This is a genomic window from Burkholderia sp. BCC1972, from assembly GCF_905339605.1.
Lineage (GTDB): Bacteria > Pseudomonadota > Gammaproteobacteria > Burkholderiales > Burkholderiaceae > Burkholderia.
Window position 1 is genome coordinate 39,184 of record NZ_CAJPGH010000027.1, and the last position, 15,208, is coordinate 54,391.

Annotated in this window: 16 protein-coding genes; 6 read left to right on the forward strand and 10 right to left on the reverse strand. The window is 68.0% G+C overall.

Translation table 11 applies throughout. The features are described 5' to 3' along the window. Window positions 1–280 precede the first annotated feature (280 nt). The 5 genes from U5798_RS29670 to kdpA all read right to left on the reverse strand — a co-directional run bounded on the left by U5798_RS29670 (window position 281) and on the right by kdpA (window position 7,286). Window positions 281–1,003, reverse strand: a complete 723-nt coding sequence (locus U5798_RS29670; protein ID WP_322084036.1) for a response regulator — start codon at window positions 1,001–1,003, stop codon at window positions 281–283. Further along, a complete protein-coding gene (locus U5798_RS29675; RefSeq protein ID WP_322084037.1) occupies window positions 1,000–2,685 on the reverse strand; it encodes a DUF4118 domain-containing protein in 1,686 nt (561 codons plus the stop codon). Before U5798_RS29675 ends, U5798_RS29670 begins: the two co-directional genes overlap by 4 nt. Before the next feature lie 80 nt (window positions 2,686–2,765). Then, complete coding sequence (gene kdpB, locus U5798_RS29680) at window positions 2,766–4,790, reverse strand: potassium-transporting ATPase subunit KdpB (protein WP_322084083.1); 2,025 nt, start codon at window positions 4,788–4,790, stop codon at window positions 2,766–2,768. Between the two features lie 80 nt (window positions 4,791–4,870). Next, on the reverse strand, window positions 4,871–5,572 hold the full coding sequence (kdpC, locus tag U5798_RS29685) for a potassium-transporting ATPase subunit KdpC (RefSeq protein WP_322084038.1): 702 nt from the start codon (window positions 5,570–5,572) through the stop codon (window positions 4,871–4,873). Window positions 5,573–5,582: 10 nt separating this feature from the next. Then, window positions 5,583–7,286, reverse strand: coding sequence for a potassium-transporting ATPase subunit KdpA (gene kdpA / locus U5798_RS29690; protein ID WP_322084039.1), 1,704 nt, complete (start codon window positions 7,284–7,286; stop codon window positions 5,583–5,585). On the opposite strand from kdpA, the gene U5798_RS29695 reads away from it, so the two are divergent. Continuing rightward, window positions 7,285–7,455, forward strand: coding sequence for a hypothetical protein (locus U5798_RS29695; protein WP_175845364.1), 171 nt, complete (start codon window positions 7,285–7,287; stop codon window positions 7,453–7,455). The genes kdpA and U5798_RS29695 overlap by 2 nt on opposite strands. On the opposite strand, the gene kdpF is transcribed toward U5798_RS29695, so the two are convergent. Then, complete coding sequence (gene kdpF / locus U5798_RS37165; RefSeq protein ID WP_415859519.1) at window positions 7,425–7,535, reverse strand: K(+)-transporting ATPase subunit F; 111 nt, start codon at window positions 7,533–7,535, stop codon at window positions 7,425–7,427. The two genes, U5798_RS29695 and kdpF, sit on opposite strands and share 31 nt — an antisense overlap. A 306-nt stretch (window positions 7,536–7,841) precedes the next feature. Here kdpF and U5798_RS29700 point away from each other — a divergent pair, with 306 nt between their 5' ends. The 3 genes from U5798_RS29700 to hutC all read left to right on the forward strand — a co-directional run bounded on the left by U5798_RS29700 (window position 7,842) and on the right by hutC (window position 10,297). Then, window positions 7,842–8,156 carry a hypothetical protein gene (locus U5798_RS29700; protein WP_322084040.1) on the forward strand — a complete coding sequence of 105 codons (315 nt, stop codon included), beginning with the start codon at window positions 7,842–7,844 and terminating at the stop codon, window positions 8,154–8,156. Window positions 8,157–8,291: 135 nt separating this feature from the next. After that, window positions 8,292–9,419, forward strand: coding sequence for a porin (locus tag U5798_RS29705; RefSeq protein ID WP_322084041.1), 1,128 nt, complete (start codon window positions 8,292–8,294; stop codon window positions 9,417–9,419). A 182-nt stretch (window positions 9,420–9,601) separates the two neighbouring features. Then, on the forward strand, window positions 9,602–10,297 hold the full coding sequence (gene hutC, locus U5798_RS29710; RefSeq protein ID WP_124455869.1) for a histidine utilization repressor: 696 nt from the start codon (window positions 9,602–9,604) through the stop codon (window positions 10,295–10,297). 15 nt (window positions 10,298–10,312) lie between these two features. Here the strand turns inward: hutC and U5798_RS29715 are convergent, their stop codons facing one another. Then, window positions 10,313–11,554 carry a glycosyltransferase gene (locus tag U5798_RS29715; protein ID WP_322084042.1) on the reverse strand — a complete coding sequence of 414 codons (1,242 nt, stop codon included), beginning with the start codon at window positions 11,552–11,554 and terminating at the stop codon, window positions 10,313–10,315. Window positions 11,555–11,645: 91 nt separating this feature from the next. On the opposite strand from U5798_RS29715, the gene U5798_RS29720 reads away from it, so the two are divergent. Beyond that, window positions 11,646–12,266 carry a helix-turn-helix domain-containing protein gene (locus U5798_RS29720; RefSeq protein WP_322084043.1) on the forward strand — a complete coding sequence of 207 codons (621 nt, stop codon included), beginning with the start codon at window positions 11,646–11,648 and terminating at the stop codon, window positions 12,264–12,266. A 193-nt stretch (window positions 12,267–12,459) separates the two neighbouring features. Next, complete coding sequence (locus U5798_RS29725) at window positions 12,460–12,813, forward strand: hypothetical protein (RefSeq protein ID WP_124455866.1); 354 nt, start codon at window positions 12,460–12,462, stop codon at window positions 12,811–12,813. Between the two features lie 35 nt (window positions 12,814–12,848). On the opposite strand, the gene U5798_RS29730 is transcribed toward U5798_RS29725, so the two are convergent. The 3 genes from U5798_RS29730 to U5798_RS29740 all read right to left on the reverse strand — a co-directional run bounded on the left by U5798_RS29730 (window position 12,849) and on the right by U5798_RS29740 (window position 15,085). Further along, window positions 12,849–13,646: an alpha/beta fold hydrolase gene (locus U5798_RS29730; protein ID WP_124455865.1), complete on the reverse strand. Its 798-nt coding sequence runs from the start codon at window positions 13,644–13,646 to the stop codon at window positions 12,849–12,851. 109 nt (window positions 13,647–13,755) lie between these two features. Next, the gene (locus U5798_RS29735; RefSeq protein WP_322084044.1) at window positions 13,756–14,673 is read right to left on the reverse strand and encodes a LysR family transcriptional regulator; all 918 of its coding nucleotides are present in this window, start codon (window positions 14,671–14,673) and stop codon (window positions 13,756–13,758) included. A 166-nt stretch (window positions 14,674–14,839) separates the two neighbouring features. Then, window positions 14,840–15,085 carry a DUF3717 domain-containing protein gene (locus tag U5798_RS29740; protein ID WP_074804087.1) on the reverse strand — a complete coding sequence of 82 codons (246 nt, stop codon included), beginning with the start codon at window positions 15,083–15,085 and terminating at the stop codon, window positions 14,840–14,842. Window positions 15,086–15,208: the final 123 nt, after the last annotated feature.

Below are 15,208 nucleotides of genomic sequence, written 5' to 3' on the forward strand. Positions count from 1 at the left end.
GCGTTCCTGTCAGAGGCAAACTGGGCCGGGTTCCGGCCGGACTGCCCGCCGGGAACCCTTCCAACCCGGCAATCGCCCCTTCCGGCGACGCGCCAAGTTGTACATACAACTTTGCCTTTTCCGGGATGGCGCCAGCAATCCGTGTTTATCTCTAATTGTCGGCGGATTATGGCCGTGGGCCGCGATTCTCCTTAATTTTCAATTCATTATCGATTACACGAGGCTGAATTCCGGCTTTCCCGCGGCGTAAGGTGGCAACCGGATACCTCGCAAAGGCTGTCTAGACCTCGCGCGGCACGCCGACCGTTTCCAGACCGACCAGCCGGTAGCCGAACTGCAGTTCCGTCATCAGGTGCCGCGGCCGCGCCGGCACCGGCTCGAGCTTCTGGCGCAGGTTCGTCATGTACACGCGCACGTAGTGCGCGCGCTCGGCGTCGTGAATGCCCCAGACTTCGGCCAGCAGCTGCCGCGCGGCAACCACGCCGCCGCGCGCGCGGATCAGCGCGGCGAGCAGCCGGAATTCGAGGCGCGTCAGATGCACGGGCTCGCCGCCACGCGCGACTTCGTGCCGGCCGAGATCGACGGTCACGTCGCCGAACCGCACGATCGACGACGCTTGCCCGTCGGCCGACACGAACGCCGCGCGCCGCAACTGCGCGCGCGCCCGCGCGAGCAGTTCGGGCACGCCGAACGGCTTGGGCAGGTAATCGTCGGCGCCCGCATCGAGCGCCGCGACCTTCTCCACCTCCTGCTGCCGCGCCGACAGCACGATCACCGGCACCGTCGACCATTGGCGCAACTCGCGGATGAAGGCCTTGCCGTCGTCGTCCGGCAGCCCGAGATCGACGATCACGAGATCGGGCTTGCTGCTCGACGCATACATCCGCGCCTCGCGGGCCGTCGACGCCTCGCAGGTGTCGAGCCCTTCCTGTTCCAGCGCCATCCGCACGAAGCGGCGAATGTCCGCTTCGTCCTCGACGATCAATACGCGCGATCTGATCATGTCCGGCTCTCGTGTTCGATATCGGGCGGCGCGCCCAGTGGCAGGCGAATCTCGAACCGCGCGCCGTGCGGATCGAGCGGCACCGCGCGGATCGAGCCGCCGTGCGCGTTGACGATGCTGCGGCACAGGGCGAGCCCGAGCCCCACGCCGCTGATCGACGATTCCTTGCGTTCGCGCTCGAACGGCTCGAACAGCGGCTCGGTGTTGCGCGCGATGAAACCGGGCCCGTCGTCCTCGACGAATACGTACAGCGTTTCGCCGAACACGCGTGCGCGCACCGCCACGGCCGCCTCCGCACCCGCGTATTTCGCGGCGTTGTCGAGCAGGTTCATCAGCACGCGCTCGATCAGCAGCGCATCGACGTCGATCAGCGGCAGGTCGGCCGGCAGGTCGACGCTCACGTCGCGGCCGGCCAGCACGCCGGCCGAGTGCGCGAGCGCGCTGCCGACGATCTCGTCGAGCATGTGCCACTCGCGATTGAGCCGCACGCCTTCGCTCTGCATCCGCGCGAGGTCAAGCAGGTTTACGACGAGCCCGTGCAGCGCCTCGGCCTGGTTGCGGATGCCGTGCGCGAGCGCGGCCGGTTGCCCGTGCGCGAGCCGCTCGGGCCGCTCCAGCGTCTCGGCGAGCCCGCGGATCGCGGTGAGCGGCGTCTTCAGGTCGTGCGACACGGCGGCGAGCAGCGCGTTGCGCAAGCGCTCGCCTTCGATCCGGACCAGCGTGTGCTGCGCGACGCCGACGTAGTGCACGCGCTCGAGCGCCATCGCGATCGACGAGCACAATGCATCGATCAGCCGGCGGTCGTCCGGATCGGTCGGCACCGGCTGCGCATCGCCGAACAGCACGAGCACGCCGCGTACGCGCATCGGCGCCTTCAGCGGCAGGTACAGCGCGGCCGCGCGCTCGAACGGCGGCAATCCGCAACCGGCCGTGCGGGCATTTTCGTAGACCCAGCGTGCCGTCGGTACGTCGACGAACCGCGCATGCCGCGCGAGCGTCAGCCGGTCATCCGCATCGGGCAGCACGAGCGCGACGCGCACGCCGAGCAGCGGCGCGATCGTGCCGGTGCAGATCGACGCGATCTGTTCGGTCTCGATCGCGGCCGACAGATCGTGCGCGACACGCGCGAGCGCCGCCGAGCGCTTCTCGTTCGCCCGCGCGGCGCGCGCCTCCGCGCGCAGGCGTGCCGCGAGCTGGCCGATCGCGAGCGCGACGGCAAGCATCAGCGCGAACGTGAACACGTACTGCGTATCGGACACCGCGAACGACAGCCTCGGCTCGACGAAGAAGAAGTCGAAGCAGCCGACGCAGACGAACGCGGCCCACGCGCCGGCCAGCCTGCCGAGTCGCAGCGCGATCAGCACGACCGTCATCAGGAACAGCATCACGACGTTCGACAGGTCGAACACGCGCAGCAGCGCGCTCGCCGCGAGCGTCGCGAGCGCGCAGACGAGCGTGGCCAGCAGCAGCGGCACCGCGTACCGCGACACCCAGACTTGCGTGCGCGGATGCGCTTCGCGCACGGCCAGCGCGGGCTGCGTGTCGGGCCCGGCACCGGCGATGCGGTCGGCCATCGACGCGCATGCGCGCAGCACGCGGCGCCAGTTGTCGCGGCCCGCCACGGGCGCCTGCGGCACCCTCGCCCGGCGATTCGCTTCGTTCACGTTCACATTCACATCCATGATCGCTTCCGGCAATTGAAACGCCGAACGGCCCCGCACACGCCGCGAAGGCGTAAGCGGGGCCGCGACGGCGCGTTCGGTCAGATAAACGGCGTCAACAGCATGTCGATCAGCTTGATGCCGATGAACGGCGCGACGATCCCGCCCACGCCGTAGATCAGCAGGTTGCGCCCCAGCAGCTTCGCGGCCGGCTCCGCGCGATACTTCACGCCTTTCAGCGCGAGGGGAATCAGCGCGACGATGATCAGCGCGTTGAAGATCACCGCCGACAGGATCGCCGACGTCGGGCTGTGCAGCCCCATCACGTTCAGCGCGCCGAGCGCCGGATACGTCGCGACGAACGCCGCCGGGATGATCGCGAAGTACTTCGCGAGATCGTTCGCAACACTGAAGGTTGTCAGCGCGCCGCGCGTCATGATCATCTGCTTGCCGACCTCGACCACCTGCATCAGCTTCGTCGGGTTGCTGTCGAGGTCGACCATGTTGGCCGCCTCCTTCGCCGCCTGCGTGCCGCTGTGCATCGCGACGGCCACGTCGGCCTGCGCGAGCGCCGGCGCGTCGTTGGTGCCGTCGCCCGTCATCGCGACGAGATGGCCCTTCGCCTGGTGCTCGCGGATCAGGCGCAGCTTGTCTTCGGGCGTCGCTTCGGCCAGGTAGTCGTCGACGCCGGCTTCCGCCGCGATCGCGGCCGCGGTGAGCCGGTTGTCGCCGGTGATCATCACCGTCTTCACGCCGACCTTGCGCAGCTCGGCGAAACGCGCGCCGATCCCGTGCTTGACGATGTCCTTCAGCTCGATCGCGCCGAGCACCGTCGAGCCGTCGGCGACGACGAGCGGCGTGCCGCCGCGCCGCGCGATGTCGTTGACGGCCGTCTCGACCGCTTGCGGAAACACGCCGCCGAGCGCATCGACGTGCGCGCGGATCGCCGACGCCGCACCCTTGCGCACCTGGCGTGCGCCGATGTCGAGGCCGCTCATCCGCGTACGCGCGCTGAACGGCACCGCGATGCTGCCGGCGGCACCCACCACGTCCAGCGAGAAGCGCTGCTTCGCGAGCGCGACGATCGAGCGCCCTTCGGGCGTCTCGTCGGCGAGCGACGACAGTTGCGCGGCCTCGGCCAGCGCGCGCTCGTCCACCCCGGGCGCCGGCCGGAACTGCACGGCCTCCCGGTTGCCGAGCGTGATCGTGCCGGTCTTGTCGAGCAGCAGCACGTCGACGTCGCCGGCCGCCTCGATCGCGCGGCCCGACGTCGCGAGCACGTTCGCGCGCATCATGCGGCTCATCCCCGCGATGCCGATCGCCGACAGCAGCGCACCGATTGTCGTCGGGATCAGGCACACGAGCAGCGCGATCAGCACGGTCAGGCTCACGGCCGAGCCCGACGCGTTCAGCAGCACGCTGAACTGCGAGAACGGCAGCAGCGTCACGCACACGAGCAGGAAGATGATCGTCAGCGCGACGAGCAGGATCGTCAGCGCGACCTCGTTCGGCGTCTTGCCGCGCTTCGCGCCTTCGACCATCGCGATCATCCGGTCGAGGAACGCCTCGCCCGGTTGCGCGGTGATCTTCACGATGATCCAGTCGGACAGCACGCGCGTACCGCCCGTCACCGACGAGAAATCGCCGCCCGACTCGCGGATCACCGGCGCCGATTCGCCGGTGATCGCCGATTCGTCGACCGACGCAACGCCGTCGATCACTTCGCCGTCGGCCGGAATCGTGTCGCCGGCCTCGACGAGCACGATACTGCCGGCCGCGAGTTCGTCGCTCGGCACGCGATGGCTCGTGCTGCCGGCCCGCTTCGGCTCGTCGAGCACCTTCGCATACACGCGCTTGCGCGCCGCGCGCAGCGCATCGGCCTGCGCCTTGCCGCGCCCTTCGGCCAGCGCCTCGGCCGCGTTCGCGAACAGCACGGTGAACCACAGCCAGCACGCGACCGCGAAGATGAAGCCGGCCGGCGCATCGGCCGTGCCGGTCAGCGCCTGCAGCCACAGCGCGGTCGTGACGATGCTGCCGAGATAGACGACGAACATCACCGGGTTCTTCAACTGCACCTGCGGCGCGAGCTTGCGGAACGCCTCGCGCAGCACGGCCGTCCAGCGCATCGGCGGCACGCCGCCGACCGGCAACGCCGCCGGGTTGATCGGGGTTTCGATATGGGACATGAATGACTCCGTGGTTCCTGCTATTGCTTCGCGCCGGCCGCCTGGCCGAACGTGCGGTCGAGCGCGAGGTTCAGGTCGAGCACGCGTACGCGCGGTTCGCCGAGCACGCCGAGCTGGCGCGGCAACGCGGTGCGATCGACGAGCGCCGCCACCTGCGCGGCATCGATGCCGCGTGCACGCGCGACGCGCGCCGCCTGCAGCCGCGCGTTCGCGACCGAGATCTCGGGATCGAGCCCCGACGCGGACGCGGTGACGGCGTCCGCCGGCACCGGCGTGCCGTCGGCGAGCGCGTTCTCCTGCCGGTATGCGCCCACGCGCTGCGCGACGTCGGCGAGCAGCTTCTTGCTGGTCGCACCCTGGTTGCTGGCGCCGCTGCCGGCCGCGTTGTACGGCTGGTCGACCGTCTTCGACGGATCGGCCGGATCGGTGCCGACCGTCGCGCTCGGCCGCGCGTGGAAGTAGCCGGCGCGCGTGAAGTGCTGCCCGATGACTGCCGAGCCGATCGTCGTGCCGTTGCGCTGCACGAGGCTGCCGCGCGCCTGCGCCGGGAACAGCACGTTCGCGACGCCCGTGGTGAGCAGCGGATACGCGAGGCCCGTGACGAGCATGAACAGCACCGACGATGCGATCACCGGCCGCACGAGGCCGCGCGTCGCCGCGCCGAACGAAGTATCGGATGCCGGCGCGGCGGCGGCCGCTGCCTGGCGATTGCCTTGAATCATGATGTTTCCCTCAGAACAGTTGGCCGCCCGACATCAGCAGGTGCTCGACGACCGGGCCGAGCGCGAGCGCCGGCAGGAACGTGAGACCGCCGACCACCAGGATCACGAACACCAGCAGGCCGGCGAACAGGCCCGTCGACGTCGACAGCGTGCCCGCGCTTTCCGGCACGGCCTTCTTCGCGGCGAGGCTGCCCGCGACCGCGAGCATCGGCAGCAGCGTCAGGTAGCGGCCGATCAGCATCGCGAAGCCGATCGTCGTGTTGAAGAACGGCGTGTTCGCGTTCAGCCCCGCGAACGCGGACCCGTTGTTGGCCGTGCCCGACGTGTACGCGTACAGCACTTCGCTGAAGCCGTGCGGGCCGAGGTTCGCGAGGCTCGCCAGCGTCGAGTGCAGCAGCGCGGCCAGCGCGGTGAAGCCGAGGATGCTGAACGGATGCGCGAGCACCGCGAGCATCACGAACTTCATCTCGCGCGCCTCGATCTTCTTGCCGAGGAATTCCGGCGTGCGGCCGATCATCATCCCGACGAGGAACACCGTGAGGATCGCGAACGTGAACAGGTTGATCAGCCCGACGCCGTCGCCGCCGAACACGTTGTTCAGCATCATCTGCGCGATCGGCACGAGCCCGCCGAGCGGCGTCAGCGAATCGTGCATCGCGTCGACCGAACCGGTGGTCGCGGCCGTCGTGACGGTCGCGAACAGGCTCGTCTGCGCGATGCCGAAGCGCATCTCCTTGCCTTCCATGTTGCCGCCCGGCTGCGTCGCACTCATCTGCTGGTCGACGCCGATGCCCGTCAGGAGCGGGTTGCCGTGCTGCTCGGCCGAATAGATCACGGCGAGGAAGCCGACGAACATCACGACGAATGCGCCCAGCAGCACCCAGCCCTGGCGGCGCCGGCCGATCATCGTGCCGAGCGCATAGGTCAGCGCGGACGGGATCAGCAGCATCGACAGCATGTGCAGCGTGTTGGTGAGCGGCGTCGGGTTCTCGAACGGGTGCGCGGCGTTCATGCTGAAGAAGCCGCCGCCGTTCGTGCCGATGTGCTTGATCGATTCGAGGCTCGCGACGGGCCCCATCACGATCTGCTGGCGTGCGCCTTCGAGTGTGGTTGCCCAGGCGTCGGACGCAAGCGTCTGCGGCATGCCCTGCCACACGTAAACCAGCGCCATGACAAAACTGAGCGGCAGCAGCACGCGATAGGTCACGCGCGTGAAGTCGACCCAGTAGTTGCCGATGTCGGCCGCGCTCTTGCGGCTCAGCCCGCGGATGAAGCCGCCCGCGGCCGCGACGCCGGTCGCTGCACTCGCCACCATCAGGAACGTGATGACGGCCATCTGCGAGAAGTTCGACAGGCTGCTTTCGCCCGCATAGGCCTGCCAGTTCGTGTTCGTGATGAACGACGCGGCCGTGTTGAACGCGAGGTCGGGGCTTTGCGACGCGCGCTGCAGCGCATCGAACGGCAGTGCGTCCTGAATGCGCAGCAGCAGGTAGCCGAGCAGCATCATCCCGGCGTTGCTGAGCAGCAGCACCATCCCGTAGCGTTGCCACGACATCGCTTCGTCGGGGTTCACGCCGAGCAGCGCATAGGTGCGGCGCTCGATCCACGCGTGGCGCGGGCTCGTGAAGGCGTGCGCGAGCCATTTCCCGACGACGGGCACCAGCGCCAGCATGATCGCGAGCACGATCGCGAATTGAATGAGATTGTTGAACATGTCGACGCTCGCTCAGATCCGGTCGAGGCCGGTGATGAAACCGGCCGTCAATGCAAAGAACGCGAGCGTGAAAAAAATGAAAAGCAGATCGCTCATGACATTCACCGATATTTTCGAATTCCTGTTGAATCGCGCCGATCAATACCGCTCGGGCTTGATCAACGCATGAAACAGATAGATGAAGAGCGCGAGCGATAGCGCGCCGGTGATCCACAACATGGCTTTCCCCTTTGTTCGTATGCGCGGCATCGCCGCGCGACTGTCGGCATAGCGGGCCTTGCCGTGTCGGCACAAGCCCGGATGACGCCCCCATGCTCATCTGGCGAATGGGATGCGACAGTGTAGAAATCCGCGTATCAAAGCGGTGTTCAATTTCTTTACGGGGAATAAAAAAGCTGTAAAGACGAAAGGCGACGAGCGCTGCGTTTTTATGCGTTCTTTTCAGTGCCCGTGCGAGTCTATACACCGTATCGCCACCGCGATTCTTAAAATGGGTGCCATGTCCAGGACGAGCTTGCCGCGGTGCGAAGCACGATGCGACCAAGGGAAGAAAGCATGAAACCGATCAGAACCGAATCCGCTGCTTCACACGATCTGCCGCCCGTGCGTTCGCGGCGCCGTTCTTCCGCGGACGAACTCGTGCTGCTGTCGATCCGCGTCGAATCGGACAACCTCGCGGCCGTGCGCCGCCGGCTGCATCAGGCCGTCGGTACCGCACTCAATTTCTACACGGCCGCGATCGACAGGCGCACCGGGCGCGCGTGCATCGAGCTCGAAGTCGCGCGGTCGCAGGCGTCGCCCGCGATCCTGTCGATCCTCCGCGTGCTGCCGGCCGCCGAATTCGGCGCGATCCGCCTGTTGCAACACTAACCGGCGTTCGCCGCCGCCGCGCGTGACACGCGTCGCGCGCTCCCCCTTTCATCGATTCGAACGCGCGGATCCGCACGGAGACGCGCGACGAATCGTCGTTCCCGTCGCAACGGGCCTTTCCAGGAAGCACACGCAATGAAAAAAGCAGTCTTCGGTACCCTCTCCCTCGCCTTCTTCGGCGCCGCCGCGCATGCGCAAAGCAGTGTCACGCTCTACGGGATGCTGGATGCCGGTATCGCCTATACGAACAACCAGTCGGGCAAAAGCGCATGGCAGCAAGGCAGCGGCCTGCTGTCGAACACGGTCTTCGGCCTGAGCGGCAACGAAGATCTCGGCGGCGGCCTGCATGCACTGTTCCGCCTCGAGAACGGCTTCAACCTGAACAACGGCACGCAGTCCTACAAAAACACGATGTTCGGCCGCCGCGCGTACGTCGGCTTGCAGAGCGACCAGTACGGCGCACTGACGCTCGGCCGCCAGTACGACTCGGTGGTCGACACCCTCGGCCCGCTCGCGATGGCGAACAACGGCGACGGCAACAACCTCGCGTCGCATCCGTTCGACAACGACAACATCGACGATTCGTTCTACATCGACAACGCGGTGAAATACACGAGCCCGACGCTCGCCGGCTGGCAGTTCGGCGGCCTGTACGGATTCAGCAACGCGGCCGGCGGCTTCGCGAACAACCGCGCGTACAGCGCGGGCGTGTCGTATGCGAACGGGCCGGTCAGCCTCGGCGCCGCGTACCTGCAGCTCAACCGCGGCGGGCTGACGGCCGGCGGGGCGCTGTCGACCAACGACGGCGCGAACTTCCCGGCCGTGCGCCAGCGCGTGATGGGCGCCGGCGGCAGCTATGCGTTCGACCGGCTGACGGTCGGCGCGCTGTGGACGCATTCGATGTTCGACGACACGGCCGCGTCGTCGCTGCCCGGCGCGCTGAATGCGCTGCGCTTCGACAACTACGAGGTCAATGCGCGCTACGCGCTGACGCCGGCCGTCTCGCTCGCGGGCGCCTACACGTTCACCGACGGCCGCTACGACGATGCCGCCGGCAGCCACCGGCCGAAATGGCACCAGGTGACGCTGATGGCCGGCTACGCGCTGAGCAAGCGCACCGACGTCTATGCGGAAACCGTGTACCAGCACCAGTTCGGCGTACCGTCGGGCGCGACGCTCGGGTTCGCGAACGTGACGGGGCTCGCGGCTTCGTCGACCCACACGCAGGTCGTCGCGACGGTCGGCATCCGGCATCGGTTCTGACCGCACGCCGGCCGTCCAAGGCCGGCCGCTCTGTGCAATCCCGCATGGACGCGCGCCGGCCGAACAGGGATCATGCGGGGAATCCGGGCCCGCTCGCCCGCGAAACCGGTACACTCGGCGCCGGGCGCGCGCCGGATCGGCATTCGGCAGCGGGCCGCCGCCGACTCTCGAATCGCGATCCCATGACCACACCGATCTATCAGGAAATCAAGGACTTCATCCTCGCCCGCATTCATGCCGGCGAGTGGGCGGAAGGCGACCAGGTGCCGTCGGAGAACGAACTCGCGCGCGAATTCAACGTCGCACGGATGACCGTCAACCGCGCGCTGCGCGAACTGACGGCCGAACAGGTGCTCACGCGCACGCGCGGCTCCGGCACGTATGTCGCCTCGCCGAAATACGAATCGACGCTCGTCGCGATCCGCAGCATCTCGGACGAAGTCGCCGCGCGCGGCCACGGCTACCGCGCGCAGGTGCTGCAGGTCGGCGCGGCCGTCGCCGACGCGAAGCTCGCCGACGAGCTGCAGCTCGATACGGGCAGCCCGATCTTTCATTCGCGCGTGCTGCATTTCGAGAACGACACGCCCGTGCAACTCGAGGAACGCTGGGTCAATCCGGCCTGCGCACCCGAATATGCGCTGCAGGACTTCACGACGACGACGCCGAACCAGTACCTGACGCGCGTCGCGCCGCTGCAGCGCGTCGAATACCGGATCGAGGCCGCGATGCCCGACGCCGAAACGCGCCGCCACCTGACGATGGACGACCGCGAGCCGTGCCTGCTGCTGCATCGGCGCACGTGGTCGCAGGCAATGGTCGCGTCGGTCGCCAATCTGTGGCACCCGGGCAGCCGCTACCGGTTCACCGGGCATTTCTGATGCCGCGGCGCGGGTTCACCGTGCCGCGCCTCGCCCCCATCGCTCGATCGCACGCACAGCCGGCGTCAAGCCGTCCTCTTGCGCCATGCGCATGCCGAGTTCGGCCGCACGCGCCTTCGTCTCGCCCCGCTCGGCAAACGCGATGGCCCGCGCCAGCGCGGCCGCCTCCACGCGCCGGCCGGCCACCGGCGCATCGGCCACACCGAGCCGCTGCAACCGGTTCGCCCAGAAGAACTGATCGCCCGCGAACGGCACGACGACCGACGGAATGCCGGCCCGTGCAGCCGAATGCGTGGTGCCCGATCCGCCGTGATGAATCGCCATCGCCACGCGCGGGAACAGCCAGTCGTGCGGCGTGTCGCCGATCATGCGGACGTGCGCGGGCAGCATCGACGCGTCGATACCGCTCCAGCCCGGATAGAACAGCGCGCGCCGGCCGGCGAGCGCATGGGTCAGCGCGTCGACCATCGCGGCGCGGTCGAAGCCGGCCATGCTGCCGAATCCGATGTACACGGGCGGATCGCCCGCTTCGAGAAACGCCGACAATTCGGGCGGCGGCGCCCACGCACGCGCATCGATCCGCCACTGGCCGCATGCCTGCACATTCGACGACCAGTCGGCCGGGCCGGACAGCAGCGCCGGCGACACACCGTACAGCATCGGATGATCGGACCACACGTGCTTGCGCGGCGGCAATCCGCACACGCCGGCGCGCGCGGCGTTCGTCGACTGCCTGAACGCCTGCCACAACAGCGCATTCACGAACCGGTGGCTCGCACGATTCAGCCAGCGCGGCAACTTTCCCGGCGGCAGGAACGGCGAAGCGAATTCGGCGGTCGGCGTGATCGGGATCATGCCGGTGCCGATCGCCGGCACACCGCGATACTCGGCGACCGACAGCCCGACGAACGACGCAAGCCCCGACACGAGGAGCGCATCGCAGCCATCCGACGCGTCCGCCACTTCACGCATCCACGCCGCCGTGTTCGCATTCGCGATCGCCGCGAGCGCCTTCGACGTGTCGTTGAAGCCGCCGCGCCCGCGCACCGCATCGGCCAGCGCACCGTCCGGCGCAATCGCGCGGCGGATGTCGCCAGACAACGGCGCCGACGGCACGCCTAGCGCGGCTGCCGCTCCGAGCGTGGCCGCGTCGGCGAGCAGGCGGACCTCATGGCCGGCGTCCAGCAGCGCGCGGCCGAGCGCCGCGAGCGGACGCGTATCGCCTTCGGTGCCGTAGGTGGCGATGACAAGCTTCATGCACGACTCCTCGCACGATGGAAACGGGTGGATTCAAAAAAATGCACGTCGTATACTAATGCCATTCGTACATTTTTAGTCAATCCCCGCCATGCCGATTCCGACCGACGACCTGGGCCGCCGCGCGCGCAAACGCATCCAGATGCTCGCGCATCTCGCCGCCACCGGCGCGCGCCTGTTCGATGCACACGGCTACGATGCCGTCACGATGGAGCAGATCGCGGCAGAGGCCGATGTCGCGAAGCGCACGCTGTACAACCACTTTCCGACGAAGGAAGCCGTGCTCGCGCACTGGCTCGAAGGCGAGCTCGCGCGCGATCTCGCGCATCTGCAGCGCGACGTCGCACGGCGCAAGACCTTCGCATCGCGCATCGGCTGCGTGCTCGACGCGTCGGCCGCGTGGTGCGAGGCGCATCCCGCGTACCTGCTCGCGTACCTGCGGCACCGGCTCCTGAGCATCGGTGCGGTCGAACCGGAAAGCGGTGGAGAGAACGGCAGCGATGTCGCGCTGGTGTGGCAGCAACTGATCGTCGCCGGGCAGCAGGCCGGCGAACTGAACGGCACGCTGCAGGCCGATCAGCTCGCGACCTGGTTCCATCACCTGTATCTCGCGGCGATGCTGCGCTGGCTGACCGTGCCGGGGTTGTCGCTGAAACGGGAGTTCCAGTCGGTTGCGAAGCTGTTTGTCGAAGGCGCGGAAGCGAAACGCTGACGCGTCTACGCCCGCGCGGCGTCGCGCGGCACACACACATTTTTAAGGCGATCGCACGCACCGCATGCCAAATTTCCCGCGCAGCAGTATGCTGGCGTCGTACGGCTGCGCATTGTGCATCGGGTAATCCCTTCGTTCGCACGCGATCGCGCCGCCGTCGCGACCGCAATCACGCGTTGCAAGGAGGGTTGTGATGGCCACCACGCATCAGCACTTCCACCTCGAACTACGGCACGCCACCGCGCCGACCTACTTCATCAGTTACCTGTTCCCCGCCCTGCTGTTCGTCTACGAACTGCTGCGCGTCGGCCAATGGATCCGCGATCACGGGATGCAATTCGCCGCGTTCAAGCAGATGGGTTACGAGTATCTGCTGATGCTGCTGTTCGTCGGGCTGCAGATCGTCGTCGAGGCGATCTTCCTGCTCGGCGCCGCGATGCGCCGCGACAATCGCGACTTCGAGCACCGGCTGCCGAACGTGATCCTCGGCATCGGCTGCTCGATCGCACTGCTTGCGATCGATCTCGCGATCCAGCTGTCGTTCTGACGGCCGGCGGGCCCGGCCCGCCGGTTGTCGGGCGCTCAGGCGCCCGCGTCGCGCAGCAACGTCTCGACGGCGGCCAGCACGTCGCCGGTCCGCTCGCGGTGCGGCATGTGTCCGCATCGTGCGAGCAGCAGGAACGACGACGGCCCCGCGACGCGTGCGGCGATCCGCTTCGGATGCACGTCGGACCCGTACTCGTCGTCTTCGCCGTGAATCGCGAGCGTCGCGCACTGCACGCGCGGCAGGTCGTCGTCGAGATTCCAGTCGCGGAATGCCGGCGACAGCCACGTGTCGACCCATGCGCGCAGCACCCATTCGGCCTTGTCGCCGTGATAGCGCGCGAGCCGGTCGAGTTGCCCCGGTTCGTCGAACTGCTGCCCCGCCTCGCGAATGCCGTCCAGCGTGCGATCCTCGACGAACGCCTGTGCGGCGACCGTCACGAGCGCGCGGCAGCGCTCGGGATACGCGGCGGCACAGCCCACCGCCATCCCGCCGCCGACGCTGTGTCCGAACGCGACGAACGCATCGACACCCAGTTGCTCGAGCACCGCAGCGAACGCGTGATCGGCCTCGTCGCGCACGAACGTCGTGCCGAGCGTTCCCGGATGACGATCCGAGCGGCCGAAACCGAGGCGATCGTAGGCGATCACGTCGCGCTGCGCGGCCCGCGCGAGTTGCTCGGGAAAGTCACGCCAGAGGTCGACGCAGCCGAGCGAATCGTGCAGCAGCACGATGGGCGCTGCCGCGTCGCGCGCGGGACGCGCACGCCAGCGTTTCGTATGGAGGCGCCCTTGCGGCGTCTCGACGGCGGTCTCCTCGGTCAGGATATCGGTCATGTGTCTGCCTGCGGCGTGAAAGCGGCCGCACACCGGCAGCCGCATCGAATCGGGACAGGGTGGCCGGCCGGCGCGCACGGCGTCAAGCAAGCCCCTACGGCCCGCGCGTTCATTCGGGCTGCGGCGGCAGGTACTCCATCTGCGCTTCGTCGTACAGCCGGTAGATCAGCGCCTGCATCGCACGGATGTCCTCCGATTCGTCGAGCATCCGCATGCTCATGATGATCGGCGACACGAGGTTCGGATCGTCGAGCGGCTTGTAGCTGATGTCGTCGCGCTTCAGTCCGTACACGCTGTGCGGCACGACCGACACGCCCTCGCCCATCGCGACGAGGCCGAGCGCGATCTGCAACTCGCGCGTCTCGTAGATCCTGCGCGGCTGCAACGCGCGATCGTGAAAGGCCGCGAGCACCTGGTCCGCATAGCTCGGGCGCGGCGCCTTCGGGAAGATGATCAGCGTGTCGTTCACGAGATCGTGCAGCGACAGCACGGGCTTCGCGGCGTCGAGCACGTGGCCGACCGGCAGCGCGACGATCATCCGCTCCTCGCGCAGCACGACGCGCCGCACGCTCGGATCCTCGTGGCGAATGCGCCCGAACCCGACGTCGATGCGCCCTTCCTTCAGCGCCTTGATCTGGTCCATCGTCGACATCTCGTGCAGGCTCAGCTCGACGGCCGGATACTCGCTGCGAAAGCGCCGGATGATCTTCGGCAGCATCCCGTACAGCGTCGAGCCGACGAAACCGACCGACATGCTGCGCTCGATCTTGCCGACGCGCTTCGTCATCGATTCGAGCTCGGTCGTCTGCGCGAGCAGCTGCACCGCGTGCGAATAGAAGAAGCGGCCCGCGTCGGTCAGCTTCAGCGGCCGCGCGTTGCGCTCGAACAGCGGCACGCCGAGCGCCTTCTCGAGCTGCTGGATCTGCCGGCTCAGCGGCGGCTGCGCGATATGCAGCCGCTCCGCCGCCCGCGTGAAATTCCGCTCTTCGGCCACCGCGACGAAGTAGCGGAGGTGTCTCAACTCCATTTTGATGTCTCCCGGACAGCGCTCCGGCGCCAACCGCGGCCGGATGATGTCGTCACGATACCGCAGGCGGCGCCCGCCGCCACGCGCGGCCCAAAGCAAAACGGGAAGCCCGCGAGCTTCCCGTTGCTTCATCGACGCCGCGTGACGATGACGTCACGACCGCGCGTCACACCTCGGTCGCGTAGAGCGCATCGCGCTGCTCGGGGCTCAGCGAGTCGAGCGGCACGTCCGGCAACTGATAGCAGATCATCGTGCCGTACAGTTCGGCGAGGCAGTTGCTGCCGGCGTCCAGCGCGTAGCCGTCCTCGCCGTCCGGCGCCGGCGGGTACACTTCGCGCCACGCGTTGATCGCGGCTTCGATTCGCACGATGGAAACGGGTCCGGCCTTCCGCTCGGCGGGTGATGCGCTCATGGATTCCTCTGGATTGCGCGCTCCGCGGGCCGTGCCGGCCTGGACGGAACGATGAAAACGCCGGGCATTCCGCCGGCCGCCGCGCGCCGCGCACGCCGGATGCCGATCCGCGCTGCGCCTGTC

Excerpts from the sequence above, each read along its gene's own strand:
- kdpC (WP_322084038.1), bottom strand. The coding sequence starts at position 5,572 with ATGATTCAAGGCAATCGCCAGGCAGCGGCCGCCGCCGCGCCGGCATCC.
- kdpA (WP_322084039.1), bottom strand. The coding sequence starts at position 7,286 with ATGTTCAACAATCTCATTCAATTCGCGATCGTGCTCGCGATCATGCTG.
- U5798_RS29675 (WP_322084037.1), bottom strand. The coding sequence starts at position 2,685 with ATGGATGTGAATGTGAACGTGAACGAAGCGAATCGCCGGGCGAGGGTG.
- U5798_RS29700 (WP_322084040.1), top strand. The coding sequence starts at position 7,842 with ATGAAACCGATCAGAACCGAATCCGCTGCTTCACACGATCTGCCGCCC.
- U5798_RS29715 (WP_322084042.1), bottom strand. The coding sequence starts at position 11,554 with ATGAAGCTTGTCATCGCCACCTACGGCACCGAAGGCGATACGCGTCCG.
- hutC (WP_124455869.1), top strand. The coding sequence starts at position 9,602 with ATGACCACACCGATCTATCAGGAAATCAAGGACTTCATCCTCGCCCGC.
- kdpB (WP_322084083.1), bottom strand. The coding sequence starts at position 4,790 with ATGCGCTGGACGGCCGTGCTGCGCGAGGCGTTCCGCAAGCTCGCGCCG.
- U5798_RS29735 (WP_322084044.1), bottom strand. The coding sequence starts at position 14,673 with ATGGAGTTGAGACACCTCCGCTACTTCGTCGCGGTGGCCGAAGAGCGG.
- U5798_RS29670 (WP_322084036.1), bottom strand. The coding sequence starts at position 1,003 with ATGATCAGATCGCGCGTATTGATCGTCGAGGACGAAGCGGACATTCGC.
- U5798_RS29720 (WP_322084043.1), top strand. The coding sequence starts at position 11,646 with ATGCCGATTCCGACCGACGACCTGGGCCGCCGCGCGCGCAAACGCATC.
- kdpF (WP_415859519.1), bottom strand. The coding sequence starts at position 7,535 with ATGCCGCGCATACGAACAAAGGGGAAAGCCATGTTGTGGATCACCGGC.
- U5798_RS29725 (WP_124455866.1), top strand. The coding sequence starts at position 12,460 with ATGGCCACCACGCATCAGCACTTCCACCTCGAACTACGGCACGCCACC.
- U5798_RS29730 (WP_124455865.1), bottom strand. The coding sequence starts at position 13,646 with ATGACCGATATCCTGACCGAGGAGACCGCCGTCGAGACGCCGCAAGGG.
- U5798_RS29705 (WP_322084041.1), top strand. The coding sequence starts at position 8,292 with ATGAAAAAAGCAGTCTTCGGTACCCTCTCCCTCGCCTTCTTCGGCGCC.
- U5798_RS29695 (WP_175845364.1), top strand. The coding sequence starts at position 7,285 with ATGTCGACGCTCGCTCAGATCCGGTCGAGGCCGGTGATGAAACCGGCC.
- U5798_RS29740 (WP_074804087.1), bottom strand. The coding sequence starts at position 15,085 with ATGAGCGCATCACCCGCCGAGCGGAAGGCCGGACCCGTTTCCATCGTG.